Below are 26,046 nucleotides of genomic sequence, written 5' to 3' on the forward strand. Positions count from 1 at the left end.
CTCCGCCAGAAAATCCGACTCGTTTCCTGCGTTGGCATTGTCCACATCAGGTTCTAGGGTCGAAGCGGCAGCGCTTCCTCTCAGCCTGGCGGTCCAAGCTCCCCTGCAGGCAGATTTCTTCTGCCGTACTTTTATTATAACGGCCTGTCCGCCTCTTTGCAAGTCAGTCCTTTTTCATCTTTTTGGCTTGACGAAAGATTATGTAAATCTTATAATAGATAGAATGATACTATCAGTAAAGAAGGATGATATATGGATAAACACGCTCGTATTCGGACCCGTATTCTCGCAGTTGCGCTGGCTGCCGCCTGTGTAACCGCTTTCACACCCGTGCCGTCCTACGCTGTGGGCGACGTGGACACTATGAAAAGCGAACAGGCGCAGTATGCTGCCCAACAGCAGAAAAACGACAGTGAACTTGCTTCCCTTCGCAGTGACAAAAGCCAAAAAGAAGCCTACGGTGCTGCTTTGCAGTCCCAGCTGGAAACCATTGAGGAGCAGATTAACAGCTGCTCTAACCAGATGACTGACCTCGACCTGCAAATGCAGCAGGCGCAGGACACCATCTCCGCCAAACAGAAGCAGATAGACGCTGATACTCGGAAACTGAAGCAGCGCCTGTGTGCCCTGTACATGACCGGCGGTGCAGGCAACCTGCAAATTCTGCTTTCCGCATCGGACACTTCTGACCTTTCGGACAAGGCCGAAGCTATTTCCGTGGTAACACAGCATGATACCACACTCATTAACCGGCTGAAATCCGAAAAGGAAGCGGTCAAACAGGCAAAGGACACCATTTCCACCAAGCGCCAGCAGGCAGCCAAAGTAAAGGAAAGCTATAGCGGCAAACAGCAGCAGCTTTCCAGTACATTGAGTGAAACAAACCAGTTTCTGAAAGACATCGGTCAACAGGAAGTGGACCTGCAGGACCAAAACGCTTCTCTGGACGTAAAGGCGGCCAAGCTTTCCGCCTCTATCGCTTCATGGCAGCAGACACAGCAGGCAGCAGCCAGCTCCACCGACAACACTGCCGGCAAGAGTGCGGACAGCCCGTCCAGCGGCTCCGCTTCCAGTTCCTCCTCTGCTGCCAGCAGTTCTACAGCAGACAGTACAAGCCCCGCCGCCAGCAGTGCCACGCACAGCAGTGCCAGCCGCCAGTCCAGCAATTATTCTTCCCGCGGTCGCTCTTCTGTTGCCAGCAGTACATCGTCTGCCAGCCATTCCTCCTCTTCGTCCTCGTCTTCTTTTTCCAACCTGATTGGCGAAGCGGAAAAGCACCTCGGCACGCCTTATGTAATGGGCGGCTACAGTCCGAGCGGCTTTGACTGCAGCGGCTTTGTTTGCTGGGTATTTAGCCACTGCGGCTACAATCTGTCCCGCACCACGGCACAGGGCATTTATGACCAGTGCCAGAAAATCTCCGTTTCCGAAGCACGGCCGGGCGACATTGTGTTCTTCACCGGCACCTACAGCTGCGGTGAGACCATTACCCATGTGGGTATTTACACCGGCAGCGGAACGATGATTCACGCTGGCAGCCCCGTTCAGTATTCCAGTATTGATACCTCTTACTGGCGGCAGCACTTCTATGCTTTCGGTCGTCTGTAAACCGTACATAATAGTAGTACCAAAACGGCAGGACATCAAATATGTCCCGCCGCTTTTTTGTCTATTTTCTCCAGCCGCCGTAAGATAGAAGAAGATGCCCCTTACAAGGCAGGAACCGCCGCGGGCTCCTGTGCTGTAAGGGACATTTTTAGTATGGAAACGCGCTGCCAATGGCGGTGATACTCTCCGCAAGGTCTTGACGGCAGCGGCTGCTGCGTGGGTCCAAACTGTTCACGGTTACGCAGCTGTCCCCTTTGTGGCCGGTGGCATGGACGATTTTCCCACTGCCGAGATACATGGCAACATGGCCGGGAAAATACAGCAAGTCCGCCGGCCGTATCTCCTCCTCGGGAATTTCGTGTACCGGAAAGCCCTCCTTTATCTCCGCATCACGCCAAATGGTAATGCCGTTCAGCTGGAACGCCATCTGCACAAGACCGGAGCAGTCAATGCCAAACGGGCTTTTGCCGCCCCACCGATACTGTGTGCCAAGGTAGGAAAGCGCCGATGCCGTTACGCAGGCACGCAGGTCTGCCTCCGGTACGCCGGCCGTTTCCGGCAGCGCAGCAAGGAAGCAAGCGGGCAGCCATCCGGTAATTCCTTCCGGCAGGCAGACCTGCTGCCAGCCGTCCCGTTCATCTGTATCGGTCAGGCCTACTACACAGCCGCGTACCAGCGTGCGCACGCACATTCCCTGCACCCGCGGCCGAGACAGCACATCTGCCGCGGCCTGTACGACAACACGTTTCGGGGCATCATCCCAAATACTGCGACTGTTCAGCGCACGCATATCTCCCTTTGCTGCCCATCCGCGGTAGCCATAAGAAGTTTCCACCCGATACCATTCTCCGCGCCGTTCCAACACACGTGCGGCAGTTCCACACAGCGCCTGGTCCACACGCTCCATATCATCTGGACTGCGAAACAAGTCGGTCACGCCGCGCAGGAAAATACTATTTATACCATTCATACTGCCGCCCCTTTCAAATAATCCACCAACATACGGAACAAGCGTCCCAAAAGCTGCTGATTTTCTCGATTAGAGGAACCGTCCGTTGCAAACAGGCCAAAAAAGTAGGTGTGGCCGTTCAGAAACAGCAGGCCTGTGTCGTGGTCCAGGCCCCGCAGTTCTCCGGTTTTGTGGGCAGCCTGCAGCGGCTCCCAAATATACCGAAACGCCACTGTTTTGTCCTGCTGACGGGAAAGCAGGGAAAGCGCATAGCTGCACAGCTGCGGCGTTAAAATGGTCTTCTGTGCCAGTGCCCGATAGGTACACAGCATATCGCGCGGGCTGGTGTAGTTGTTGCGGCCCTGCCGCACGGCGTTGTGGTCCAGCATTTTTCGCTGCAGTGAGGTATCTGTCAGGTGCAGCACCTCGCTGCTGTAGCGGTTGACGGCATCCATACCGACCAGCCGAATCATCAGATTCGTTGCGGTATTATCGCTGATACAAACCATCCAGTACAAAAGCTCTTCCAAAGAGGCCGCCGCAACCGGACGGTCAAAAGCGGTGCTGTCCGGCAAAATGTCTGCCGGCGCGATGGATACCATGTCCTGCAGGTTCCGTTTGCCCTGCCGCACTTCGTCCAGCACCGTCAGCAAAATCTGTGTTTTAATGGTGCTGGCCGAAACCAACCGCCGCTGCTCCCCAAAAGCAAGCAGTGGCTGGCGCCCGGCAATGTCCTGTACCAGCACCGAAACATTTGCCGCCGCATCTTCTATGAGTGCTGCGGTTTTTTTCTGTAAAGTCTCCAGCTGCATAAAAATTGAGCTCCTTCCCTATGTGCAGCCCCACGGTTGGCAGGGCTTTTCTCCTACTGTTTTACCGCATTTTTCGCATTCTGTCCACTGCCGCAGCACAGCAAAAGGGCCTGCCGGCCGGTGCAGGTGCGCGCGGCAGCAGGTCCTTTCGCTTATTGTATAAAGTAAAACTGGAATAGCCTTCAGCTGACTTTTGCTCCGTCACATAGGTCAATGTCCTGGAATGCGGTGCGTGTGAGGCCGGTGAACTTACCAGATGTAACATAGCACTGTGCCTTAAAGTACAGCGGGTAAATAGGGCAGTCGTCCATCATCAGCTTTTCGGCCTGAATGAGGATATTCTGCCGTTTGGCGGCGTCCGCCTCCGCAGTAGCCTGCTGGATTAAGGTATCATACTGCTTACTGCTGTATTTGCCGTTATTGTTGCCGTTTGTGGTCACCAGTGTATCCAGATAGGTCATGGGGTCGTTGTAGTCCGGGAACCAGTTGGTCAGCACCATGTCGAAATCACCGGCGCTCATGGCAGCGAAACGGGACTTAGAGGGCATAGGCTTCAGCTCAACGGTAATGCCGAGGGCGTCGCTCCACTGCTGCTGCAGGTAAGCTGTTATTTTCTGTGTTTTACTGTCATCACTGGAAACAAGTGGAATCTTCAGGTCGTTCTTGGAAAGGCCGGTTTCTTTCAGGCCATCCTCAAACAGTGCTTTGGCCTTTGCCTTGTCATAGCCGGCTATGACTGTGCCGCGGGCTTTGTCGTAGCTGCCGTTTGCACCGGCAATGGCGGTAGGCACCACGCCGGTAGCCGCTGTGGAACCATCCTTCAGCACATTGGTGCACATTTTGGCGGTATCCAGTGCCATGCCGAGGGCCTTGCGAATTTTAGCATTGTTCAAACCAAGCTTGGTACGCTTGACATTGTACTCCAGATAAACGGTACCGCCGTCCGAGTAGGTGTGGACCGGCTCGCCCTCTGCCTTCATTGCGGCCATCTGGTCGCCGTTAACAGTTACTTCATCCACGCTGCCCGCCTTAAAGGCGTTCATCATGGCGTTCTCATCTTTCAGCATGGTCAGTTTTACATTGGGAATGGTCGTTTTGGCAGCGTCCCAGTAATCGTTGTTTTTCACCAGTGTCACATGGTCGTCATGTGTCCACTCTGTCATTTTGTAGGGACCGTTCGTCAACAGCGTCTGGGGGCTTTTGCCATACTTGTCCGCATTGCCGCCGGTAATCTGCTTATATCCCTTTTCGTTAATGGGCAGGTAGGCAAAGAAAGAGGTAAGGCTCAGCGCGTAAGGAATTGGGTTTTTAAACTCTACTTTCAGCGTATAGTCGTCCAGTGCCTTCACACCGACCTTATCTGCAGTGATTTTTTTATCGTAATATTCCTGCCCACCAGCAATGTTGTCCGTCAAAATATAGGCATATTGGGCACCGGTAGAAGCCGTCATAGCCGTTAACCATGAAAAGACGAAATCTTTTGCCTTCACAGGTTCGCCGTTGGACCACTTCGCGTCTTTGCGCAGGTGGAAAGTATAGGTCTTTTTGTCGGCGCTGATATCCCAGCTTTTGGCAATGTCCGGCTGAGGTGTATCGTTTGCGTCCTGCTTTGTCAGGCCGGATACGGTTAAACGCAGTACATCGCCGGAAACTTGGTCGGTTGTCAGCATGCTGTTCAGTTCCGGCGGCTCGTTAGGCACATTAATCGTCACTGAATTGGCTGCGGAAGTGCCCGGATACCGTGTACTGGCGGCGGAAGCCGCTGCGCTGCCTGCGCTGCTGCCGCAGCCCGCCATGGAGCCGGCCATAACAGCCGCCAGCAAAAAAGCCGCTGCACGAAACAGACGTTTTTTCCACGCAGGCGTACTGCTGCCTGAAATCCTCTTTTTCATCTTTAGTCCCCCTTGTACACTCATTTGTACCCGCTTTCTGCGGCAGCCCGTGCGGCTTCCGGAAACGGGGAATTCCCTAAAAAACAAAAAGGCAGTAAAACACGAAACCGGTAAGAGCTTCATCATCTACTGTCTGATTATAGTAACTTTTTTTGTGCTTTGTCAATGCTTTCTTGCAGTTTTTTGAATCATTTCGTCAAAATATAGCAAAATTTCTCTTTCCATGAATCATCGTATGCCGAAAAATGCAGAAACAGGACAACGGTAAAAAAACGAAAAATACTTATTTTTCAGTGTTCTGCGCACCGATACGTTCCGCAAGGTCGTTGAGGTATAGCCAGCGGTCATTTTTTTCGTCCAGCTGCTGTTTCAGGTCCTCTAATTCCTGTGTAAGCGGCACCAGCCGCGTGTAGTCGCTGGCGGCAGCCTCCACTTCCTTTTCTTTGGCATGAACCTTGCCTTCCAGTGCGGCAACCTCATCATCTATCGTTTTTAGTTCGTGCTGTTCACTAAAGGACATTTTCAGCTGCTGCGGTTTGTCCGCGGCGCGCGGCTTTGGCTTCCCGGCAGGCTGATGCTCCTTTTTCTCCGTCGGCGGTGCGGGACGCTTTTCCAGATAGTCCGAAAAGCTACCGTTGTAACAGGTAATGTCACCGCCGTCCGCGACCTCAAAAATGCTGCCCGCAACCTTGTCCAAAAAATACCGGTCATGGGATACGGCAATGACCGCACCGGCAAAAGAAGTGAGGTAATTTTCCAGAATGGTCAGTGTTGCAATATCAAGGTCATTGGTCGGTTCATCCAGAAGTAAAATGTTTGGTGCGGAAACCAAAATGCCCAGCAGGTACAGCCGGCGGCGTTCCCCGCCGCTCAGCCTGCCGATTGGCGTATACTGCAGGTCAGATGTAAATAGGAAGCGTTCCAGCATCTGTGCGGCCGAAAACGTGCCCTCGGCGGTTTTCACTTCACCGGCAATCTCACTGATATAGTCGTAAACCAGCTGACTGCTGTCCATTTCCTTGCCCTCCTGCGTGAAGTAGCCAATCTTCACGGTAGAACCGATGTCTACTTTGCCCGTATCCGGCTGCAGCCTGCCCGCAATGAGGTTCATCAGTGTGGATTTTCCCGCGCCGTTCCGGCCGACAATGCCGATGCGGTCACTGCGTTTGACATTGTATGAAAAATGGCTGACCACGCAGCTTCCATCAAACGACTTGGACACGTCGGAAAGTTCAATGAGCTTTTTGCCCAGCCGGCTGGACATGGTGACCATCTGTACCTGCCCGTCTGTAACCGGTGCTGCCTGCTCCCTCACAGCATTGTATTTCTCTATTCGGCCGCGGCTTTTAGTTCCCCTGGCACGGGCACCGCGCATAATCCACTGATATTCCCGCCGCAGAAATGCCTGCCGCTTTCGCTCGCCGGCCTGCTCCATGTCCTGCCGTTCCATCCGCATCTGCAGGTATTTGGAGTAATTTGCTTCATAGGTATAAAGTTTGCCATGGGAAAGTTCGGTGATATGGTTGACCACACGCTCCAAAAAATAGCGGTCATGCGTGACCATAATCAGCCCGCCGGTAAAACGGGCCAGCCGGTCCTCCAGCCACATAACCATTTCGCTGTCCAAATGGTTGGTCGGTTCGTCCAGAATCAAGATATCCGCTGGGCAGCTCAGCGTGGCCGCCAGCGCCACACGCTTTTTCTGTCCGCCGGAAAGCGTGCCGATTTTCGTGGAGCAGTCATTCATGCCAAGTTTCGTTAAAATGGCCTTCACTTCGTATTCGTTTACTTCCGGAAATGATGGTGACACCTGTGCCATGGCCTGCTGCAGCACAGTCCGGCTGTCATCCATTTCCGGATTCTGAGGCAGGAAAGAAATACAGGCACCGCGCTGTACCGTGACGATACCGGAATCCGGTGTTTCCGTGCCCGCCAAAATCTTCAGCAGGGTGCTTTTCCCTGTGCCGTTAATTCCGATAATGCCAATTTTATCTTTCTCATTCAAATAGCAGGAGGCGTCCTGCAGCAGTTGTTTGGTTCCATAGTTTTTTGAAATATGTTCAGCAGATAATAACATTCCATTGCTCCTTGCCGCACTAAAGTCCGAAACGGGCGCAGTCGTTTTCGCGCTCTTTGTCATTATACCATATTCTTTGCCGCCTGCATAAAAAAGCGGCGCGCCGCTTGGCACGGTGCGCCCTATTCTTGCATTTCTTTATTTCTTTTTTGTATTATCGAAAGCCGGGTTAAGGGCGTAAAAGTTTTTACTGTCCAAGTGGTCCGTAATGATGCGCAGCGCCTCGCCGAAACGCTGATAATGCACCACTTCGCGCTGACGCAGGAATTTAATGGGGTCACGCACGTCGGGGTCCTCCGCAAAGCGCAGGATGTTGTCATAAGTTGTGCGTGCCTTCTGCTCAGCGGCAAGGTCCTCGTGCAGGTCCGTGATGGGGTCGCCGGCAACGTCTATGGTCATGGCACTGAACGGCATACCGTTTGCGTCTGCCGGAAAAATTCCGGTCGTATGGTTGATGAAATAGTCCTGAAAGCCGCCCTCTTTAATCTGTTCCGGCGTCAGGTTCCGTGTCAGCTGATACACAATGGTGCTAACCATTTCCAAGTGCGCCAGCTCCTCAGTTCCGACATCCGTAAGGATTGCTTTCAGTTCCGGATACGGCATGACATAACGCTGCGAAATATACCTTAAAGACGCGCCAAGTTCGCCGTGAGGTCCACCATACTTTAAATTGCGATAATATAGTACTGTTCATTTTAATCTACTTGTAATTCCCTGATACATCTTCTTAAGTGCCGCCGCTTGCGGGAGTGGCAGAAGACATCAATACTGACGGTCAGCCGTGCGCCGCACCCCATGGTTGCAGGTACATTGTGCTTGCCGCAGTATGTTTCAGTTTTGGGGTATAAAAACAGCGTACCGCCGAAGCGATACGTTGCCTAATTATTCTGCTTCCTGTGCGTCAGCTTTTGTTTTTTGAACCGTGCCCCACGGATGATGAGGAGGTGCATAAATCGTATACATTTTCAGTGGGACATCTCCGGTATTTATTACATTGTGCCATGTTTTTGCTGGTACCAATATCACATATCCAGGGCATACCTGTTTTTGGAAGGTTAAATTATCCTTTTTGCTTCCCATCTTTACAATTCCCCGGCCTTGCTCAATCCTAAGGAACTGGTCTGTATCGGGATGTATTTCCAGACCTATATCTTCACCCACCCTGATGCTCATTAAAGTCATCTGCAGATAGTCCCCTGTCCATAATGCCGTACGATAATTATTATTTCTCCTTGTCATTGCTTCAATGTCAACTACAAACGGCTCCGGTCCATAATCTTGTAAGAGCATACGATTACAGTTGCCCTGACGTGGACACCTATTATTCATACTTTTTTGCTCCCTTCATATTCTGGTATACTATTATATATATGAAAGGCGTTTCAAGAAAGTGTTTCATTGAAGGGATACGAAAAGACAGCCTTTCAAGACTGTCTGCCTTTGGAGAGATATTCCGGTCACGAACCAGTGGGCACGTCCTGTTGGACTGCCGTACCCCACGTTGGGCGGTGCAGCCTGCTCACGCGCTGCGCCTTCATTCGTATCTTTGTGCAAACCAAACAATGCCGAAGTATTATCCATTTATTTCATTAACAAGTTTGCCAAAAATATATGATTGTAGCCTTGTATAAATTCTGATATGATAGACGTATTCCGAAAGGAAATAGCAAACTTGAAAAGGAGGCTTCTGCTATGACATGTCAGGAATTGCTCCAGCTGCTCCAGCAGATGATGAGCAACTGCGGTTGCTGCAACGGTTGTAAATAAGTAACATCGCCTACATCTAGCTCCGTCCCTTTTGGGACGGAGCCGTTTTTTATTTCCCCCATTTCGGCAATATGTACTTTTCAAACTCTGCCGTTTCGCGTCCGAAAGCGGGACAGCCCATTCATTTTCTTCTGATTCTCTGGTGCTGCCATTTGAAATTCAGCCCTTAAATTGTTTTTTGATTGGTAAAACCATCATTTATGCTCCCCTCACTTTGTGTTAATCTCCGTTTTGATTGAATAAAATAATAAAAATCCAAAACAGGAGGAATGACTCATGAATTCTTTTAACGCATGCGCATGTATGAAAACGTGCAAAATAAATCGTACTCTTACATATGACAATACAACCATGCTTACGTTTACCATTTCCTATCCGAAAATATACTTACAGAACAATGAGCCTGTGCAAGTCAGCATCAATGCTCAAATTCAAAAGCAGGTGAATACATTTTATCAGCATGCATCCGGTGAACTGTACCAGCAGGCCATTGCTTACTATAAGGACACATTGGAGCAGGGATTTCCTTTTCACCCATATGACGCAGTTCTCAAATATGAAACGACTTACAATCAGAACTGCTATCTCAGCGTATACCGCGAGCAGTACGAGTATACCGGCGGTGCTCATGGAAGCACCGTCCGGTCATCCGACACTTGGAACCTTTCTAACGGAAAAAACGTTCCGCTTTCCTGCCTGTTCCCAGCCGGTCAGGATTATTGTGCATTGCTGACAGAGCAGATTATAAAGCAGGCTGATAAACAATATCAACAAAATCCCGGTATTTATTTTGAAAATTACCGGGAGCTGATTGTAAAGAATTTCAACAAAGAGAGCTATTATCTCACCTGCTGCGGCGTTGCAATCTACTATCAGCAATATGACATTGCACCTTACTCTACAGGGATTGTTGTGTTCATCATTCCATACGCGGTAGTTGGATGGTATCCGCAATGTTTTCATTCTATGGAATAGACTCTGCACCGCTTCTCCGCTCTGCCGTGGATAACTTCACCATACTGTAAAACTGATATTCAAGCCCGAAAATCTCTCCAAAACTTTTCCATGATGCCTGGCACCTTTTCGGCCGCTGGTCTATCCCCTTTTCGGTAAGTCAACGTTAGGTGAAAATCACCTGATCCGAAGTTTGTATTTAACAGGCGCCGCAGCTTTGTTTCCTTCCGGTCCCGCTTCGTAGGCAAAGACCTCTCGGCGGAAATTTCATAGTAGGTCCGTAAGCTTATAGGTTCCCGGGGCAATTACACTGTCATTTGTGGATATGTAATCCGACATCTGCTCCGACGCGCGCCGCATCATGGCCGCTTTGGCCTTCTTTTGCTCCGCCTCCGGCATCACCTGCCGGCATGATATCTCATGCACCACCCATTGCTTTGTTTTTGGGTCCTTTGTCAGTTCCACAACCCGTTCGGTCATCAGCTGCGGCTGACCGTTGTGCGTTTTGTCGATAAAGGACGAGCGGAGCGTCCAGCGTTCTGCCTTGCGTGCCATGCGTATCACCTCTTTTTATGCTATGCTGTCTGGCCGCTTTCCGTACCCGCTGAGTCAGGCGGGCTGCTTGTCGGACTGCGGGTTTTCATTGTCCAGCATTTATCAAAGATTTCATTATTTCCTATATATCACTTGATGAAAAAAGCAAAAAAATAATCCGCGACTTTTAACAAGTCTCGGACACAAAAAAGACGAATAACTATTTGCCTGTAAGCTCTTTTACGGCGCTGTACAATTCTAACAGCAATGGCACATCATCCATCTCTTCGATGGCTTCCATGATAAGTTTTTGCAGGCGTTTTTTCGTTCATGGTTTCGCTCCAGTTTTCCGCACTGGCTTATGTTCGATCCCGGCCTTATCTGGTCGGGATTTTTTGTACCGAATTTTTAAATATCCAATTCAATATGAGGTTTAATATAATTTGGTATCATATAAATATCAAAGAACGGAAGCGCTTTCCGCTGTGGAGCGTATCATTGACAAATGGAAAGCTTGCCGAACTGGCAGGTGTTAAACAATCGAATGCAGCACGCATCGAAAACGGCCCCAGCGTGCCTACTTTGACGACCATGCAAAAAATATTAGAGCCGCTGGGGGGTGCCGACTCATGATTGCAAAGAGGTGATACCATGCAGACGGCAGCAGCCTATATCCGCGTCAGCACTGACAACCAGCTGGAGTACAGCCCCGAAAGTCAGCTGGAGCTGATACAAAAATACGCAAAAGAACATGACATGATTTTGCCGGAAGAATATATTTTCCGCGAAGCAGAAGGTATCAGCGGCCGTAAAGCCGAAAGACGGCCGGAGTTTCAGCGAATGATTGCCACGGCCCGTTCCCCGGAAAGTGATATTGATGTTATATTGGTCTGGAAGTTCAGCCGGTTTGCGCGCAACCAAGAAGAGAGTATCGTCTATAAATCCCTGCTCAAACGGGAAAAGGGTATCTCGGTTGTCAGCATCTCGGAGCCGATTGCTGATGGCGAATTCGGCAACCTGATTGAGCGCATCATTGAGTGGATGGACGGCTACTATTCTGTCCGTTTGGCTGGGGAAGTCAAACGCGGCATGACCAAAGCGTTTGAAACTGGACACCCGGTGTCCATCGCGCCCATCGGCTACCTGATGCAAGACGGCCAACTGGTGCCAGACCCGGACACCGCGCCGCTTGTTCGGATGATTTTTAGTGATTTTTCAGCGGGGGTACCTGTTAAAAAAATCGCCATAAAAATCAATGCCATGGGCATCCGCACTCGGCGCGGAAACTTGTGGGAAAACCGCACCGTGGATTATATCTTGCGTAATCCTGTATACATTGGAAAAATCCGCTGGAATCCTGACCACATAACGAACATGAACTACGACGACCCGTCCGTCAAAATTGTTGACGGCAGGCATGAGGCAATTATTGATTTACAAACGTGGGACGCTGCGCAGAAAAAAATTGCAGAAAACAAGGTGCTCCATGGCAAATATGTACACCATATCACCCCGTCGCTGCACAGCCCATTGCAGGGCCTTGTGAAGTGCAGCAACTGCGGCTCTACATTATCTTTTACGCATGGAGGATTTCAGTGCTGTGCCTTTGCTCACGGTCAGTGCACAGAGTCGCATTATATTTCCCTCAGCAAAATCGAGGCAATCACGTATTATGTCATCCAAAAAGACCTGTCCTCCGGCAGCGTATCTCTCATATACCGCACACACCCAGAACGCACCAAAAGCTCGATTTCTATTCTCCAGCAGCAGCTGAACCGTGAACGGCAAAAGCTGGGCCGCGTAAAGGATGCTTATGCCTCTGGAGTGGATACGCTGGATGAATACAAGCAAAATAAAATGCGCATCAACAAACAAATTGCAAAGCTGGAAAGCGAGCTCAAACGTCCCACTCCAGCAATAGATATGCAGGCATACTGCAAAAAGAATCTATCCAAGCTGGCACGTATTCAATCGCCGGATGTGCCGATGGCTGAAAAATCAAAGCTTATGCGGTCGTTTGTCGACCATGCTGTTTTCGACCGCATAAGCTGCAGTGTTGAGGTATTTTACTTCGCCTGATTTTTGTTTGCTCTAGATTATCACATTTTAATGTATAGCCCACCATATTGTGCCAGCACAATCTTCGCCATACGCGGGTCTGGATTTTTAATGTGAATAGGATACTGCAGCCGTTTTTCATAGTTCCACATCAGTTATCCGCCTCCTCTTTTTGTGTAAGCTCCCACGGCCATGGCTCCTGCACCCACGCCCAGCGGCTGGCGGTGGCGTCGCTTTGGTTCAGCGGCCCGTAGGCATCCTCATACTGTTTTATCAGGTCGGCAGCCATCTTCCGGCGTTCCTGCAAACTTTTCACAGCCTCACAGTTGTCGGGGTGGGTATCAAGAAAAATTTTCAGTTCCCACATGGCAAACCGGCAGGCATCTATCCTGCGCATTAGGCGCTGCTGTTCTGTCATTTCGCGGCACCCCCCATAAAGGGTTTGTTCAGATCCCGGAATAGAGTACCGGACTGGTACCCCTCCTCCGGCTGATATAGGTTCTCAAATTTTTGTACGGGTATATATGCCATGGCCAGTGCCGGGTCCTTTGGAATAGGCGGCAGCGGCTGGACCGCGCATTTTTGCCCAGTTAAAGGTTCTTCCATGTTAAAAAGCACTCCTTTCTGGGGAAAGCCCCCGCTTATTCTATGCAGCGGCGGTCCCCACGGTCCTTCCCTGCTGCAAGGCAGCAAAAAATCTGCCGTATGCCTTTTGGAAAACAGCGGATTTTTTCAGGGGACCCTATAATGGAGAGATACATTCAAACATCTTATCATCTATACCAAAGCATATATACAAAGATTAGGCCGCAATCCGAATCTTGCAGTGACGGACAGCCTGCTGACCAGGCAATGTCGTGTAAACGCCGGTTTCTTCGCCGACTTTACCAATTGCGCGAACTTTGACGTAATACACATCATGGCCGTTTTCCACACGCTTCATGCAACCTTCTGTACGGAGGACACCGCCGTTTCCGGTTGTGATGTTCGGCTGTGTACCGCGTGGGGCAATGACCTCAAAGCGATAGGTATATGTACTGTTTTTCCGAATAGAAAAGTCCATCGTGGTATCCGATTTAACCGAGATGGTAGAAACTGTACAGGTGTCGGAACCGGTCGCTGTCTTGGCAGTGATTTCAGCACTGCCATTGCCCACGGAATGAACAACACCGTTTTCCACAGTGACAGCGCTCGGGTTGCTGGAAGTCCACGCAATCGCTTCGGTTACCTGGGAGCCATTGCTGTTTTTCGTTGCCTTCAGAGTGGTGGTTGCACCGGGCTGCAGGTAAACGGAATCCTCTGTCAGGGAAATGCCGTTTGGCGATATGACATTGATAGAAAAAGTAGTTGTGACACCGCGCACATTGACTGTGATGTTTTGGGTACCGGTGCGTCTGGTGTTCAGTCCACTGCACATACAGTCATCCAGCGGCAGATAAGTTGTGGTGCTGCCATACTGCAAACGCAGGACAGTTCCAATGTCAAACAGGCGGCGGCCGGCCAAAATTTCTTTGGGTGGATTCTCAACCGACAGCCCTGTTGGGCGGGAGCTGGCGGTTGTGAATAGCTGTGACCAAGAAGTAACGGAATTCTTTGTGTATTCGCCCATACCGATAAATGCATAGTTGGCATTCAGGATATTGGCGCGGTGACCGGTACTTTCCATCCATGCCTGCACAACTGAGCCGGCATCTGTAAAGCGCTGTGCAAGGTTTTCGCCCACGCTGTACGCGGAAATACCATACTGTTTAAAAATAGTGAAGCAGGAGGTGCCGTTTGGACGTACGTGGGAGAACTGAGTATCGGATTCCTGTGCACGGGTTTGGGCCGCTGCGTTCAGCTTGGTGTAAGCAGACAAGGGGTCTTCTTGGCCTTCATTGTGGCGGACGCGGTTTATCAGCTGCAGTTCCTTCCATGTATCTGTGGTAAAACCCTGCGGAAGTTTTATGCAGCTGGACGATGTCGCATTTCCTTTTGTGGCATTTATGGAATCTGCCGCGAAGGTAGGCAAGGTAACAGTGCACAAAATGCCCGCTGACAACACTACTGCCACGAGTCTTTTCCATTTCTTTGCATTCATATTATCAGCTTCCTTTACAAAAAATTTTGTGCTTTTTTAATTTACGTTTACATCATACAATACATTTTTCTATATTGCAAATATTTTTTGAAATATAATTCATATTTTTCTGATAAAATTGAAAATATTTGTGTAAGTTGTTGCAATCTAATCCAATCTGTATATGTGCTATAGAACTCTGTTTATAAAAATATAACCTATACGGGCCTCCTGTTTGGCTGTCTATATTTTATGTGTTGTCGGTTAAATTTGCGACATAAAAGTGTTGATAATTCACTCTCTTGCTGTATAGCACTGATGTTTACCTTTTTGTTTGTATATTTTGACGTCTCTTCTTGTTATCCTCCGGGGAATAGACAAACTGTTTTTTATTACAAACAACAAAGACCACAAATATGCTGAAACAGCATACCTGTGGCCTTTGACCCTTCCGTATAGTATAATACACAGTTTTCGATGTCCTCTGTGCAGTCGGTGCTATCATCCAAAAAAGCAGCAGGGCACATCCCGCTCTCACGGCTTGTCCAAAATCCCTCTGTAGGTTTTTGTTACGCACCCCCTTTCCGACTTTCTGCTTTCACTTTATATTCATTTTGTTATTTTACCATAAGATGGCCCTTTCCCGCAGAAAAATCCGCACAAGGACTTGACAGCACGCATTTTTTGTATATACTATGTATCGTACAGTATGCAATGCATAGTATATGCCCATATTTTTTATAGAGAGGAAGTGTACCATGGACATACAAAGAAAAAAAGGTGTGCTGGACGTCTGTGTACTGGCGGTGCTGAAACGCGGGCCGTCCTACGGTTACCGTATTGTCAGTGATGTGTCAGCCTGTATTCAAATTTCCGAGTCCACCCTGTACCCCATTCTTCGCCGGCTGGAATCGAACGGCTGTGTTTCCACCTATCGGAAAGCTTATAACGGCCGCACTCGCAAGTATTACCAAATTGAGCAGCCCGGCCTTGACCGGGTACAGGCCTTTCTGGATGAAGCCGACGAAATGAAACAAATTTATGCCTTTGTGGAGGGAGCCAACCATGACTAAAGAAACTTTTCTGAAAGAACTTGCCCTCGGTCTCACAAACCTAAGTCAAGAGGAACGCCGCCGCGTACTGGAGTATTACGGAGAGCTCATCTGCGACGGCATAGAGAACGGAAAATCGGAAGAATCCGTCATTCAGGATTTCGGCTCGCCAAAAGAGATTGCCGCCAGCATTTGCGCCGAATACGGACGCACTGCACCGCGGAAGCCAGCCTCTTCCGATGGTCAGCATATTTACGCCTCCAAAGAACCGGTCGGCGCGATTATTCTTACAGCCCAAAACCTGCGGATAGAAGTGCGTGAAAATGCACAGATTGAAACCGTACAGGTACTGTTTTCCCCACTGGGAAATGACCATGTGGCCGTTACCGAGGAAAACAGCACATTTTCCTTCTGCCACACCATCACTATGCAGCCCTTCTTCTGGCGCGATTTGTTCCACGGGGCACGCAGCCTTATACTGGAGGTCCCTGTCAACTTTAGCGGCAGTCTGTCCATACAGACCTGCAACGCCAAAATCACCGTCGACAGCCTGCACAGCATTGGCACCGGCAGCTTTATAACCAGCAATGCCTGCATTTTCATCACCAGTACCGTGTGCCGCACCTTGCAGGCCAGAACCAGCAACAGCCGTCTGCTTCTTCTGAACTGCAGTGGTGAAAGCTGCACCGCCAAAACCAGCAATGGCCGTCTACAGGCTGAGGACTGCCGCTTTCCAACACGCCTGTCCCTGCACACCAGCAACAGCCCTGTTCGCGCCGAACAGTTGTCCTCTAACAACGTCGAGCTAAAGACCTGCAATGCCCCCATTCATGCCACATTGCATGGTGACCCGCGGGACTACACCATTCACAGCCACACCAGCAACGGCCGCAGCAGTCTGCCCGCAGACTGGTCCTTCCCCGGCCAAGCGTGCAGTCTGTCCGCTGTGACCAGCAACGCCTCCATTGACGTAAAGCTAGTACCGGAATGAAACGTTTTATGTTCTTGTATGATTGTTCAAGAAAGATGCCGCAGTGGAACCCTGCGGCATCTTAAAATTCTTATTTATTGGTTTATTGGCGCAGTCCTGTGTGCCCCATGCGTGCCTCCCGCAGGGTCTTCCGCTTTTCCCGGTCCTGCCGGTCAAACGGCATTCCAATTACCATGCCCAGCACCATGCCGATGCACATATCAGTGGAACTCATTCCACAGGCATAACCAATGGCCAACCCGAACAGAAAACAAATACTGCCCCAACAGGTACGGGGTTTCTCCAGCTCATAGTAAAGCATATCCTTTTTTTGACCGGAGCGGGCAAAGCCCACGGTTTCCAGCGCCGCCGCTGCAGCTGCATTGTCCTTTTCTATGGACGCTGTAACAAAATACATATCCGGTTGAGAAAAAGCCCAATCCGCGGCGGCACGTATGGCCTCTTCCGCATAACCCTGGCCACGAAAGTCACTGTTTATCCTGCAGCGCAGTTCCACGGCACTATTTTGCGGTGCGCCTAAAAAACCAACGGTACCCGCCTGCTCCCCGCTTTCCCGCAGGGTAATGCGCCACACCGTATACCACAGGCGCTGTTCCGGGCGGGCACGGCAGCTGCTGCCTATTTCAGTATAAAGCTGTTTCAAACGTTCCTCCGTCTGACCGGCAGCTTCTTCTTGCAGTTCCTCATCCGTCATAGGCGTTACCTGTAAATGTTTGGTTTTGAGTTCGCGTTTTTTCATGGCATATCCTTTCCCTCGGACACCCAGTTGCCCGCCTATGCTGCCCTGGCTTCGGCGGCTTTCATTATATCACACATGGGTGGAACACTACCGTTCCATGCGGCGTTTTCACACAGTGTTCGCTTTTCTTTCATATACGGTGTAGGTTGATTCCTTATCTTGTAAAGCAGATACCAAAATGCTAAAATAGGAAAGCAGAGAATTCCGATAAATAGTAAAAAGAGGAAGAATATGTCTACTGTATACTTAGTGATACCATGTTACAATGAAGAAAAAGTCCTGCCCGAAACCATAAAGGAACTGAACCTGCAGCTGCACAAAATGATAGATGCAGGCCTTGTGGATGTCAGCAGCCGAATGCTTTTTGTCGACGATGGCAGCAAGGACCACACATGGCAGCTCATTGAGCAGTTCCACCAACAGAATCCGCTTGTAACCGGCCTGAAACTTGCCCACAACCGCGGCCACCAAAACGCCCTTTTGGCTGGTTTAATGACTGCCAAAGACGAAGCAGATTGTGCCATTAGTCTGGATGCTGACCTGCAGGACGATGTCAGCGTCCTGCCCCAGTTTGTGCAAAAGTTTGAGGAGGGCTGTGACGTAGTATACGGCGTACGCAACAAGCGCGATACTGACACTTGGTTTAAACGTACCAGTGCCGAGGCTTTTTACCGATTTTTAAGCCGCATGGGTGTGGACATTGTGTACAATCACGCGGACTACCGCCTGATGAGCCGCCGTGCGCTGGAGGCGCTCAGCGAATATAAAGAAGTGAACCTATTTCTGCGCGGCCTTGTACCGCTGATTGGCTACCGCAGCGACTTTGTCTATTATAACCGTCACGAGCGCTTTGCCGGAGAAAGCAAGTATCCGCTGAAAAAGATGCTGAACTTCGCCATAGACGGTATCACCTCTTTCAGCATTAAGCCGCTGAAAATCATTACCAACATCGGTATCGGCGTAACGCTGGTGGCTGTGGTCGGGCTGTTGTACGCGCTTATCTCTCACTTTGCCGGCAGCCTGCTGGCCGGACAAACCGCTGCACTCTGTTCCCTGTGGCTTCTGGGAGGCGTGCAGCTTATCTGTCTGGGTGTGGTGGGCACCTATGTGGGCAAACTGTACGCCGAAGTAAAAGCCCGCCCGCGTTTCCACATTGAAAAACATTTAAAGTAAATCTTCTCATACAGCAAAAGCACCCAATTGGGTGCTTTTTTCTGCCTAAAATACAAAAAGGTCCCCGCCGTGCACTGCGGCGGAGGCCTGGAGTTTAGTTTTATGTCTGTGCGGAAGCCGCTGTGGTCATCTGTGTACAGCGGACAGTCACACGTTTTTTTCCGCCAATGGTGCAGGTGAACAGTGTCAAATCCCATTTGCCGGATTTCATGCGACTGACATCATATTTATCAATGGTTTCCATAGAAGAAACCTGATAATCAAATGTATTGCCGCGTACGTCGGTAAACTGTACAGCGTCACCCACATTCAGCGTATTGAGCCTGCCAAAGTGGCCCTGGTAATTGTGCCCCGCGATAATCAGCGAATGTGTGTAAACACTGCCCTGATATCGGCAGGGCGCTTTCCGCAGGTTCGGGTAATTCCACTCATTCTGCACCGGCAGCGTCAGCCCCAGTGTGGGAATGCTGACAATGCCAATGTATGACCTTCCATTCACTTCGGTCATAGGCATCTCACTGGGGGAAGCTGTGCCGCCACCGACAGAAGTGGAGATCTGCTGCTGCAGGGGTTTCAGCGTTTCACTCGCTATTTTCCCGGCGTTCCAGTCATCCCAGCGGTTAAATACCACCAGCGCCAGCGCGGCCAAAATAAGCGCTATGCCCGTCACTATAAAAATGCTGCCTGCTTTAGATTTCGTTTTCTTCGTTTTCATGATTTTTTTCTGTTCCTTGCTTTTACGGACCAGCCAACCGCAACCAATACCATACCGGTAGCTGCCATAAGCGGAACCGGCCACCAAAGCTGTCCGGTCTGCGGCAGGGAGCCCTGCGATTTTGACACATTAACGGGAGTTGTGGCGCCTGTTGGACCGCCGGGACCTCTGCCTGGTACCTTGCCGGAATAGGTATTCGTCACGACAAAAGAGTGGCTTGTTTGGTCACTGTTGACCTGTACCGTGTATCTGCTCGGTACATTTCTTTCCACGACCTGCCAGGTATCTTTTGTGTTATCTATCTGCCATGTAAACATCCAGTTGTTGTTGGAAGACAGCTTCTGTGTAGTAAATGCTTCGCCGTTTTTGAGTATCTCAACGGTTATTTCCTGCGGGCGCTGGTCCAAATGGCCGGTGTCCGCCCACTGTTTCATAACTTTTCCGGTTGTTTGGGTATCGTCACTGCTGGCGGAAGAATCACTAGTAATGAACTTCCGTTCCGCTTTTGGCATAGAAACGATGTCGTAATTCCATGAACTGTCAAGGGATTCCGGCACAGAAATGAGAAGCGGGGCAAACGTATATGCTTCGTCTTCGGTCCCGCTTATCTTTACACTGTTGGGAATGACCAGATACATACCGGTAGCCAAGTTCCGGAACTTTACGTTCCCGCTTTCGTCAGAGCTGAGGGATGTGTCCACCTTGATTTTATCGGCGATTGTGTAATCTCTCAGGGTCGACGCTGCGGTTGTCAGTTCATCATCTGAAAGGTTTTCCAGTACAACCGGGTAATCCTGGAACATGCCTGTCATGGTGAAGTGGACGTCCTGGGAAACGGATGCGACACGGTAAATATTTACAGGAACACCGGAAAGTGCCGCACCACCGCCCTGAAACTGCAGCGAAATGGAACCCTTCTTCGTTGGTTCTATCACGTCCGCGGCATGCATGGAATTAAACGGCATCACACACAGCAGCAGCATCAGTACTACTGCCAGAAATCCGCTGAAACGGAGTTTCTTTCTCATTTTTTGCTCTCATCCTTTCCAAAATTCGGTGTCCCCTTATCCCTGCGTTTTCTTGCGGTAGAAGTCAGCAGCATAATCAGCAGGACCAGAAGAATTGGCGCCGCAACAACCGGCGCAACCAGCATGGGGTCTATCTGCACAGCGTCCGCCGCCGCATTGACGGTATTGGGGCCATTTGTACGCACGCCGCGTACCAGCAGGCGGTGCGTGTTAATGCCGTAAGGCGTACAGGTAATCAGTGTAACATAATCTTTTTTTGGGTCAATGGTCAGGCTGCCCACCTCACTGGGAAGGACGATTTTAATTTGGTCCACTTTATAGTAAAGTGTTTCGCCCAGCACAGTTAGGGAAAAGGTATCACCGGCCTGCATTTTGTCAAGATCCGTGAACAGTTTGGCGGAGGGCAGACCCCGATGTCCGGTAATGACTGCGTGGGTGCCGGTACCGCCCACCGGCAGCGAGGAGCCTTGCAGGTGGCCGGCACCAGCGGCAAGAACCGCGTCGCTGGTGCCGTGGTACACGGGCAGGGAGACATGGATTTTCGGTATGTCTACATACCCCATAACGCCGGTTCCATCCGCATTCAGCAAGCTATTATACTCCTTTTGCTGGGCGGCGGTCATGTGGTGCTGGTCTTCGCCGCCGCGCAGTAAGTCGTTGTACCGGCGAGCCACTGTCAACATTTGCTTTTTTCTGTTTTCATCCAGATGGGACACGGTCTGTTCGTACTTGGAAATGGCATGGGACGCATGAAACTGGTTCCAGTAGTTACTGATTGAGGGGTATAATAACACGGAGAGACCTACAAGAAAAACAACGATCAAAAGAATACTAGTTCTATTCTTTCTGGCTGGTTTCTTCATAGGCCTCTCCCTGTTCCCAGTGTGCCGGGCTAGCTGCACGCTGGGAACCAGTTATCTATTGGAATTCATTGAGATATGAAACGAAGGGTAACAAAATTATTTTGTTTCGCTGTTCATTCTGCGTTTTGTGATAAGCAGAACGGCGGCGCCAGCCATCAGGCAGATACCAACGATTGTGAAGATGCGTGTGCCCATACCGCCGGTAGCAGGCAGGACAGTGCCCTTGTTGTTGGCAACATTCATAGATTCAATACCAGTTGTTGCGACCATGTTCTGTTCAGTTGTGCCAATTTTTACAGCCACATCAGCGGTTGTGTTGTAGCCAGCCGGTGTCTTCGTTTCTTTTAGGAAATAGTCACCGGTGTCCAGACCTGTGAATGCAATAACGCCGTCTGCTGTAGTATCCAGTTCTGTTGCTTTGGAAATGTCCGTTGTCCAGCCGGATACTTTACCGTCTGTGATAACAGCATAGTTGGCAACGGTCTTGTCGCCGTCAGCAACATTTTTGTACAGCTTAAAGCCTGCGCCTGCCAGAGGTGTCTTATTGTCAGCACCGTCAACCTTGGTAACTTTCAGCTCATAGGTGTAAACTGTAACATCTTTCGGCGGAGTTGTGCCCGTGTCGCCGGAACCATCATTGTTCGGGTTGTTGGAGTAGGTCACAGTAACTTCATTCTTGTTGCCGACAGCGGTGCCCAGCACAGCCTTATTGTTCAGTTTCGCGGTGTATGTAACAACAATTTGGCTGTCTTTATCTACACCAGTAACCTTCTTCAGGTCTGCACAAGCAACCGTCAGCTTCTGTTCATCAGCTGTTGTTGTAAAGGATGTGGTAACATCTGTATCCCCTACAGTAACTTTAACGGAATCTGCGTCATAAGTCAAGCCATCGGAAAGTGTATCGTTGAACTTATACTGATAAGTTTTGTAGTCAGCATAGTTGCTCGGCAGCGTGCCGGTCAGCTTAAAGGAAACAGTATCGCCGACGTTGTAGTCGTTTGCTGCTTTGTCTTCTCCGTTTTCAACGATTTTTTTGTCAACAGTAGGAACATCTTTGCTGTTCTTCGGGTTTACCTGAACATTATTTACAACTTCCAGCATCACACGGGTGTAGTCATCGTTACCGCTCTGTGTACCGTTTTTATCTTTTACCAGATAATAGCCTGCGGCAAGGCCGGAAATGGTGTAATTTTTTGCTGTCGTATTGTACGTACTGGTACCTGCAACTGTGGAAAGGTTCTTGTTGACATCCTGTGCGAAAGCCTTAACCAAATCGGCATCGTTATCTTTGCCGTCCAGTATCTTTGCGGCACCGGCGGCATCTGTTACACTGGCAAAGCTTGCTTTCGTAGCATCGTCTGCTTTCAAAGCTGCCAGCAGGTCAGCACCCTTGACACCATCGCCCCACTGTACATTAGACAATGTGCTTTCACTCAGGTCGCCCTTGAATACCTGATAGGCTTCATAGGTATGGTTAGCGGTCTCGTTCTGAATGGTAATGGTATAACCGTCTGCTGCCCATGCTGGAACAGCAACAGCGGCGGTCATGACAGCTGCAGCAGCAATTGCTGCCATACGTTTTAGCATTTTCTTCATAAATTATTCTTCACCTTTCCTAAAACTGATTTTTGTTTAAATGTGTTTGCTTTATGAAAAACAGCACTGGGAATCTGATTTTATCGGCAGCTTCCTTTTGCGTACTGTTTTTTGAGGTACCATGTGCACAGGGCCGCACCCATCAGCAATAGACCGCCTCCGAAGAATTTTCCTGTGCCAGCTCCGCCTGCCTCCGGCAGGACATACCCTTTTTCATCTTTTACAGTCATGGTGCTATTCTCAAAGGAAACATCTGTGGGCCAGCTGTTCACCGGTGTAATGCTTCCCGTCCGGGCATCTACCTTGAAAGTAACGGGTTCGCCCAATGCACTGTAGCCAGCTGGCGCCTTGGTTTCTATCAGTTTGTATGCCCCGCTGGGCAGGTTTGTAATGTTCACCTGCCCGCTCCCATCTACGGTATAGACGCCGGTCTTGTCGGCGCCCAGATAAGCTCTCCAGCTGCCGGTTCCGTCTGCTTTATCGTTTTTATACAGCGTAAACTGTGCACCTGACAGAGAAGTCTTGCTGTCCTTGCTCACTTTATGCAGCATGAACCCGGATGTCTTCACCTTGTTGGTAACAGCCACGAAGGAACCATCGGAATCGAACGTATAATCACCGCTTTGTGCGGTCGTGTTGTCTTTTTGGAGCACCGCCTTAGCACCATTGAAAGTAACAGCGTAATCGGCGCTGTTCAGTTCCTGTACATAATACTTCGCACTGTCATCAATGCCGTCAAACACAGCCGTCTGGCGGGTCTTCAACTGAAAGACTCCGTTTTCATCCGTTTTATATGGGGTGCTGTCACCGTTCAAAGTATAGGCTGCATTTGCCTGTACCTTGCCGTCAACAAAGAGCTTCATTGGATAGGTGGCATTCGTATCCGCGTCACCTTCCACCTGTTTGGAAATGCTCAGCTTGCCTTTCGGGACAGATGGCATATTGAACTTAATGCGCAGATTGGAAGCACCGGCGCCGCGTTCCATATAGAACACTTGAATCTTATGCGTTGAATAGTTATCGAACGTGCTGGCGGTCATATTGTCGTTGGCCGCCTTGAACATGTCTTTAATAGAAGTTATGTTCTCTTTGTAATTTCCTCCGATTTGAGACGTTGTTGAAAAGCCAACTTCACCGGTGCTGAAGTCGATATAACCGCTCTGTGCATCATGAATACCGCCCAAATCCAGCACCAGTTTGCCGTCAATATACACCCACATATCGTCATCACCGGTAAACTCGAACCGCATGGGACTGCCGTTTACCAGCCCGTTCTTCGGCTGCGCAAAATTGGCTTCCATATACATGCCAAAGAAGTAGTTATTACTCTCGTTAAAGCCATAAAGATTTTCATTATAGCGGGCATCGCTCGTAGGCAGTTCATGACCTAAATAGTCATACCGGTTATGGTTCCGAACATACCGGTTATGGTTCCGAACGTTTCCTATATTCAGCGTATTGAACGGCATGAAGTTGCCGCGCTGAAAGAAAAACCGGGGATCACCATTTGGCGTGCCCAGCTGGTTGTAAACCTTAAAGTTGCCGCTGGCCTTGTCGAAGGAGGCAAAGTTCTGCGAACCATCATAGTAAAGGTAGTGAGTCTTGTCATACTCGCTTTGCAGGAACAGATGGTTAGCATCGTTCGAATAGGAAGTACCGCTGCCGCCCTTGGTGAACCAGTTAGAAAGGCTATAACCATTATTCACACAGGTTGGGAACCCATTCTCACCAACCTTGTTGGACAACAGCCCCTGTGTAATGGAACCGGTTGTTCCGTTATATCCGCCGCCGCCAATGTTCGCCGGGCTGTTATAGTCAAACATCTGCAGCGTTACGCCCATAGCAGTGCTGTCCAAAGTCGACACCGTAGACAGCGCACTCCGGTGCTGCCCGGACCTTCCGCTGCACGCCAGCACGTCCAAAGTCGACGCCGTAGACAGCGCACTTGTGTCGCCGACCGAAATCGTTTCCGATGTCACAACGTAAATGGAGAAACTGCTGGCACTGAACTGTACCGTGCCCTGCTGCTGCACCAGCACCGCGCCCGCGACCTTTGCGGCGGTTCTGGTGCTGGCAGCTTTGTCCTGCGTGACGGTGGCTTTGACAGCCGCAGTGCTTTCACTTTTATCGGCTGTACCGGTCTGTACATGATAAATGTCCACCGGACCGGCGGCCTTTTTCAGCCGCGGTGTGTTGATGTACACCTTCACCGGGCTGGCCGGTTCAAATTCTTTTCCGGTGCTGTCCAGCAGGGTAATATCATACGCCGCCAGCACGTTTGCCTTTTCCATGCTGACCTGTACCGGGTAAGCCACTGCGGTAGTCCCCTGCGGCAGGTCTCCCTCTACTGTAATGGAAGTGCCGTCGCTGACTGCCTGTGTGCGTTTGCTGTCTGTATACACGGAAGCGGTAAGCTTTTGTCTAACCACCTTAGATTCTGTCTGTGAAGAAGCTGTTTTGGAAGAAGACGCCTGTGAGGAGGATGCTCCGGAAGAAGGCACTTCAGAGGAAGCCGCTTCAGAAGAAGACACCTGTGCAGAGGTTGCCTCGGAAGAAGACACTTCAGAGGAAGCTGCTTTGGAAGAAGACACCTGTGAGGATGTTCCCTCAGAGGAAACTGCTTCTGGTTCCCAGTTCAGCGCAAGCGGCTGGCTGACAGAACCATCGGCGGTTTCCGCTGTGCCGGAAGACTGCTTTGCCTGTATTGCCTCTTTTGCGGCTTTTAGGTCTGCTGCGGAAGCGGCATACAGTTTTACCTGCTGTGTTGTGCTCTGGTCCGCCGCAGCCTTTGCAGTCCAGCTGAGGTCTACTTTTACGGATTTGCCTTTCTCCAGTGCAAACCAGTAGGTAACCGGTTTGCCGCTTTCCGTAACACGGTGCAAATCGAGGATGGTGGTCTTATCGGCTGCCGCCACTTTTACTTCATTCTTGGCATCGAACTGATACGTATCCGACAGCTCCGCATTGACAGCGTCCGGTGTAAAGCAAAATACAGTGGAGTCCTGTTCGGTATCCGCCGTTGCCATAATATGTACCGGAATATCATTGCCGGAAACCGCCTTGGTAACTTCCGCCTGCAGCAGTGGATTTTCTTTTTCCATACTAATGGCTGGTTGTCGCAGCGCCGTAAAAACACCGAAAACCGTGCATACGGAAAGGATACATACCGCTATGAACAG

At 50.1% G+C, this 26,046-nt stretch carries 22 protein-coding genes, 2 pseudogenes and 1 riboswitch; of the genes and pseudogenes, 7 read left to right on the plus strand and 17 right to left on the minus strand.

The window, feature by feature from the left end:
- Positions 1-6: 6 nt before the first annotated feature.
- Positions 7-115, minus strand: a riboswitch (TPP riboswitch).
- 137 nt (positions 116-252) lie between these two features.
- The gene (locus ACIHKT_RS08010; RefSeq protein WP_086036473.1) at positions 253-1,608 is read left to right on the plus strand and encodes an NlpC/P60 family protein; all 1,356 of its coding nucleotides are present in this window, start codon (positions 253-255) and stop codon (positions 1,606-1,608) included.
- Positions 1,609-1,756: 148 nt separating this feature from the next.
- On the opposite strand, the gene ACIHKT_RS08015 is transcribed toward ACIHKT_RS08010, so the two are convergent.
- The 6 genes and pseudogenes from ACIHKT_RS08015 to ACIHKT_RS08040 form a co-directional block, all read right to left on the minus strand.
- A complete protein-coding gene (locus ACIHKT_RS08015) occupies positions 1,757-2,578 on the minus strand; it encodes a C40 family peptidase (RefSeq protein WP_086036474.1) in 822 nt (273 codons plus the stop codon).
- Positions 2,575-3,369, minus strand: coding sequence for a serine hydrolase (locus ACIHKT_RS08020; protein ID WP_086036475.1), 795 nt, complete (start codon positions 3,367-3,369; stop codon positions 2,575-2,577). The genes ACIHKT_RS08015 and ACIHKT_RS08020 overlap by 4 nt, the downstream gene beginning before the upstream one ends.
- Before the next feature lie 182 nt (positions 3,370-3,551).
- A complete protein-coding gene (locus ACIHKT_RS08025; protein WP_404352279.1) occupies positions 3,552-5,261 on the minus strand; it encodes a peptide ABC transporter substrate-binding protein in 1,710 nt (569 codons plus the stop codon).
- A gap of 283 nt (positions 5,262-5,544) precedes the next feature.
- Positions 5,545-7,338: an ABC-F family ATP-binding cassette domain-containing protein gene (locus ACIHKT_RS08030; RefSeq protein WP_174403024.1), complete on the minus strand. Its 1,794-nt coding sequence runs from the start codon at positions 7,336-7,338 to the stop codon at positions 5,545-5,547.
- Between the two features lie 138 nt (positions 7,339-7,476).
- A pseudogene (locus ACIHKT_RS08035) lies at positions 7,477-8,004 on the minus strand (manganese catalase family protein); the annotation flags it as partial.
- A gap of 216 nt (positions 8,005-8,220) precedes the next feature.
- Positions 8,221-8,628: pseudogene (locus tag ACIHKT_RS08040) on the minus strand (cupin domain-containing protein); the annotation flags it as partial.
- 753 nt (positions 8,629-9,381) lie between these two features.
- Here ACIHKT_RS08040 and ACIHKT_RS08045 point away from each other — a divergent pair.
- A complete protein-coding gene (locus ACIHKT_RS08045) occupies positions 9,382-10,080 on the plus strand; it encodes a DUF3298 and DUF4163 domain-containing protein (RefSeq protein ID WP_086036479.1) in 699 nt (232 codons plus the stop codon).
- A gap of 246 nt (positions 10,081-10,326) precedes the next feature.
- On the opposite strand, the gene ACIHKT_RS08050 is transcribed toward ACIHKT_RS08045, so the two are convergent.
- On the minus strand, positions 10,327-10,614 hold the full coding sequence (locus ACIHKT_RS08050; RefSeq protein ID WP_086036480.1) for a hypothetical protein: 288 nt from the start codon (positions 10,612-10,614) through the stop codon (positions 10,327-10,329).
- Between the two features lie 309 nt (positions 10,615-10,923).
- On the opposite strand from ACIHKT_RS08050, the gene ACIHKT_RS08055 reads away from it, so the two are divergent.
- Together ACIHKT_RS08055 and ACIHKT_RS08060 are read left to right on the plus strand one after the other, a co-directional pair.
- Positions 10,924-11,226 carry a helix-turn-helix domain-containing protein gene (locus ACIHKT_RS08055; protein WP_086036481.1) on the plus strand — a complete coding sequence of 101 codons (303 nt, stop codon included), beginning with the start codon at positions 10,924-10,926 and terminating at the stop codon, positions 11,224-11,226.
- 18 nt (positions 11,227-11,244) lie between these two features.
- On the plus strand, positions 11,245-12,672 hold the full coding sequence (locus ACIHKT_RS08060) for a recombinase family protein (RefSeq protein WP_086036482.1): 1,428 nt from the start codon (positions 11,245-11,247) through the stop codon (positions 12,670-12,672).
- A 20-nt stretch (positions 12,673-12,692) separates the two neighbouring features.
- On the opposite strand, the gene ACIHKT_RS08065 is transcribed toward ACIHKT_RS08060, so the two are convergent.
- From ACIHKT_RS08065 to ACIHKT_RS08080, 4 genes are all read right to left on the minus strand, one after another.
- Positions 12,693-12,803, minus strand: a complete 111-nt coding sequence (locus ACIHKT_RS08065; RefSeq protein WP_157658986.1) for a manganese catalase family protein — start codon at positions 12,801-12,803, stop codon at positions 12,693-12,695.
- Entirely contained in the window at positions 12,803-13,069 is a 267-nt protein-coding gene (locus tag ACIHKT_RS08070; protein WP_086036483.1) for a spore coat protein CotJB, read from the minus strand. Before ACIHKT_RS08070 ends, ACIHKT_RS08065 begins: the two co-directional genes overlap by 1 nt.
- On the minus strand, positions 13,066-13,257 hold the full coding sequence (locus ACIHKT_RS08075) for a spore coat associated protein CotJA (protein WP_086036484.1): 192 nt from the start codon (positions 13,255-13,257) through the stop codon (positions 13,066-13,068). Before ACIHKT_RS08075 ends, ACIHKT_RS08070 begins: the two co-directional genes overlap by 4 nt.
- Positions 13,258-13,453: 196 nt before the next feature.
- Positions 13,454-14,731, minus strand: coding sequence for a CAP domain-containing protein (locus ACIHKT_RS08080; protein ID WP_404352283.1), 1,278 nt, complete (start codon positions 14,729-14,731; stop codon positions 13,454-13,456).
- A 737-nt stretch (positions 14,732-15,468) separates the two neighbouring features.
- Here ACIHKT_RS08080 and ACIHKT_RS08085 point away from each other — a divergent pair.
- Both ACIHKT_RS08085 and ACIHKT_RS08090 read left to right on the plus strand, forming a co-directional pair.
- Complete coding sequence (locus ACIHKT_RS08085) at positions 15,469-15,783, plus strand: PadR family transcriptional regulator (RefSeq protein ID WP_086036486.1); 315 nt, start codon at positions 15,469-15,471, stop codon at positions 15,781-15,783.
- Positions 15,776-16,753 carry an HAAS signaling domain-containing protein gene (locus ACIHKT_RS08090; protein ID WP_174192806.1) on the plus strand — a complete coding sequence of 326 codons (978 nt, stop codon included), beginning with the start codon at positions 15,776-15,778 and terminating at the stop codon, positions 16,751-16,753. The genes ACIHKT_RS08085 and ACIHKT_RS08090 overlap by 8 nt, the downstream gene beginning before the upstream one ends.
- A gap of 82 nt (positions 16,754-16,835) precedes the next feature.
- Here ACIHKT_RS08090 and ACIHKT_RS08095 read toward each other — a convergent pair whose 3' ends face one another.
- A complete protein-coding gene (locus ACIHKT_RS08095) occupies positions 16,836-17,492 on the minus strand; it encodes a GNAT family N-acetyltransferase (RefSeq protein WP_086036488.1) in 657 nt (218 codons plus the stop codon).
- A 231-nt stretch (positions 17,493-17,723) separates the two neighbouring features.
- Here ACIHKT_RS08095 and ACIHKT_RS08100 point away from each other — a divergent pair, with 231 nt between their 5' ends.
- Positions 17,724-18,665, plus strand: a complete 942-nt coding sequence (locus tag ACIHKT_RS08100) for a glycosyltransferase family 2 protein (protein WP_086036489.1) — start codon at positions 17,724-17,726, stop codon at positions 18,663-18,665.
- Positions 18,666-18,765: 100 nt separating this feature from the next.
- Here the strand turns inward: ACIHKT_RS08100 and ACIHKT_RS08105 are convergent, their stop codons facing one another.
- From ACIHKT_RS08105 to ACIHKT_RS08125, 5 genes are all read right to left on the minus strand, one after another.
- Entirely contained in the window at positions 18,766-19,380 is a 615-nt protein-coding gene (locus tag ACIHKT_RS08105) for a sortase (RefSeq protein ID WP_086036490.1), read from the minus strand.
- Positions 19,377-20,408 (minus strand): Cna B-type domain-containing protein, encoded by a 1,032-nt coding sequence (locus tag ACIHKT_RS08110; RefSeq protein ID WP_086036491.1) that lies wholly within the window; start codon positions 20,406-20,408, stop codon positions 19,377-19,379. The genes ACIHKT_RS08105 and ACIHKT_RS08110 overlap by 4 nt, the downstream gene beginning before the upstream one ends.
- Positions 20,405-21,271 carry a class C sortase gene (locus tag ACIHKT_RS08115; RefSeq protein WP_086036492.1) on the minus strand — a complete coding sequence of 289 codons (867 nt, stop codon included), beginning with the start codon at positions 21,269-21,271 and terminating at the stop codon, positions 20,405-20,407. Before ACIHKT_RS08115 ends, ACIHKT_RS08110 begins: the two co-directional genes overlap by 4 nt.
- A 96-nt stretch (positions 21,272-21,367) precedes the next feature.
- Positions 21,368-22,867 carry a SpaH/EbpB family LPXTG-anchored major pilin gene (locus ACIHKT_RS08120; RefSeq protein ID WP_404352287.1) on the minus strand — a complete coding sequence of 500 codons (1,500 nt, stop codon included), beginning with the start codon at positions 22,865-22,867 and terminating at the stop codon, positions 21,368-21,370.
- Positions 22,868-22,947: 80 nt separating this feature from the next.
- A complete protein-coding gene (locus tag ACIHKT_RS08125; RefSeq protein WP_404352289.1) occupies positions 22,948-25,968 on the minus strand; it encodes a SpaA isopeptide-forming pilin-related protein in 3,021 nt (1,006 codons plus the stop codon).
- Between the last annotated feature and the right edge of the window lie 78 nt (positions 25,969-26,046).

This window comes from Caproicibacterium sp. XB2 (assembly GCF_044880635.1).
In the GTDB taxonomy this organism is placed as follows: Bacteria; Bacillota; Clostridia; order Oscillospirales; family Acutalibacteraceae; genus Caproicibacterium; species Caproicibacterium lactatifermentans.

Bases quoted from the DNA above. Each gene is read 5' to 3' on its own strand.
- ACIHKT_RS08010 (WP_086036473.1), top strand. From the start codon at position 253: ATGGATAAACACGCTCGTATTCGGACCCGTATTCTCGCAGTTGCGCTG.
- ACIHKT_RS08015 (WP_086036474.1), bottom strand. From the start codon at position 2,578: ATGAATGGTATAAATAGTATTTTCCTGCGCGGCGTGACCGACTTGTTT.
- ACIHKT_RS08020 (WP_086036475.1), bottom strand. From the start codon at position 3,369: ATGCAGCTGGAGACTTTACAGAAAAAAACCGCAGCACTCATAGAAGAT.
- ACIHKT_RS08025 (WP_404352279.1), bottom strand. From the start codon at position 5,261: ATGAAAAAGAGGATTTCAGGCAGCAGTACGCCTGCGTGGAAAAAACGT.
- ACIHKT_RS08030 (WP_174403024.1), bottom strand. From the start codon at position 7,338: ATGTTATTATCTGCTGAACATATTTCAAAAAACTATGGAACCAAACAA.
- ACIHKT_RS08045 (WP_086036479.1), top strand. From the start codon at position 9,382: ATGAATTCTTTTAACGCATGCGCATGTATGAAAACGTGCAAAATAAAT.
- ACIHKT_RS08050 (WP_086036480.1), bottom strand. From the start codon at position 10,614: ATGGCACGCAAGGCAGAACGCTGGACGCTCCGCTCGTCCTTTATCGAC.
- ACIHKT_RS08055 (WP_086036481.1), top strand. From the start codon at position 10,924: ATGGTTTCGCTCCAGTTTTCCGCACTGGCTTATGTTCGATCCCGGCCT.
- ACIHKT_RS08060 (WP_086036482.1), top strand. From the start codon at position 11,245: ATGCAGACGGCAGCAGCCTATATCCGCGTCAGCACTGACAACCAGCTG.
- ACIHKT_RS08065 (WP_157658986.1), bottom strand. From the start codon at position 12,803: ATGTGGAACTATGAAAAACGGCTGCAGTATCCTATTCACATTAAAAAT.
- ACIHKT_RS08070 (WP_086036483.1), bottom strand. From the start codon at position 13,069: ATGACAGAACAGCAGCGCCTAATGCGCAGGATAGATGCCTGCCGGTTT.
- ACIHKT_RS08075 (WP_086036484.1), bottom strand. From the start codon at position 13,257: ATGGAAGAACCTTTAACTGGGCAAAAATGCGCGGTCCAGCCGCTGCCG.
- ACIHKT_RS08080 (WP_404352283.1), bottom strand. From the start codon at position 14,731: ATGAATGCAAAGAAATGGAAAAGACTCGTGGCAGTAGTGTTGTCAGCG.
- ACIHKT_RS08085 (WP_086036486.1), top strand. From the start codon at position 15,469: ATGGACATACAAAGAAAAAAAGGTGTGCTGGACGTCTGTGTACTGGCG.
- ACIHKT_RS08090 (WP_174192806.1), top strand. From the start codon at position 15,776: ATGACTAAAGAAACTTTTCTGAAAGAACTTGCCCTCGGTCTCACAAAC.
- ACIHKT_RS08095 (WP_086036488.1), bottom strand. From the start codon at position 17,492: ATGAAAAAACGCGAACTCAAAACCAAACATTTACAGGTAACGCCTATG.
- ACIHKT_RS08100 (WP_086036489.1), top strand. From the start codon at position 17,724: ATGTCTACTGTATACTTAGTGATACCATGTTACAATGAAGAAAAAGTC.
- ACIHKT_RS08105 (WP_086036490.1), bottom strand. From the start codon at position 19,380: ATGAAAACGAAGAAAACGAAATCTAAAGCAGGCAGCATTTTTATAGTG.
- ACIHKT_RS08110 (WP_086036491.1), bottom strand. From the start codon at position 20,408: ATGAGAAAGAAACTCCGTTTCAGCGGATTTCTGGCAGTAGTACTGATG.
- ACIHKT_RS08115 (WP_086036492.1), bottom strand. From the start codon at position 21,271: ATGAAGAAACCAGCCAGAAAGAATAGAACTAGTATTCTTTTGATCGTT.
- ACIHKT_RS08120 (WP_404352287.1), bottom strand. From the start codon at position 22,867: ATGAAGAAAATGCTAAAACGTATGGCAGCAATTGCTGCTGCAGCTGTC.
- ACIHKT_RS08125 (WP_404352289.1), bottom strand. From the start codon at position 25,968: ATGGAAAAAGAAAATCCACTGCTGCAGGCGGAAGTTACCAAGGCGGTT.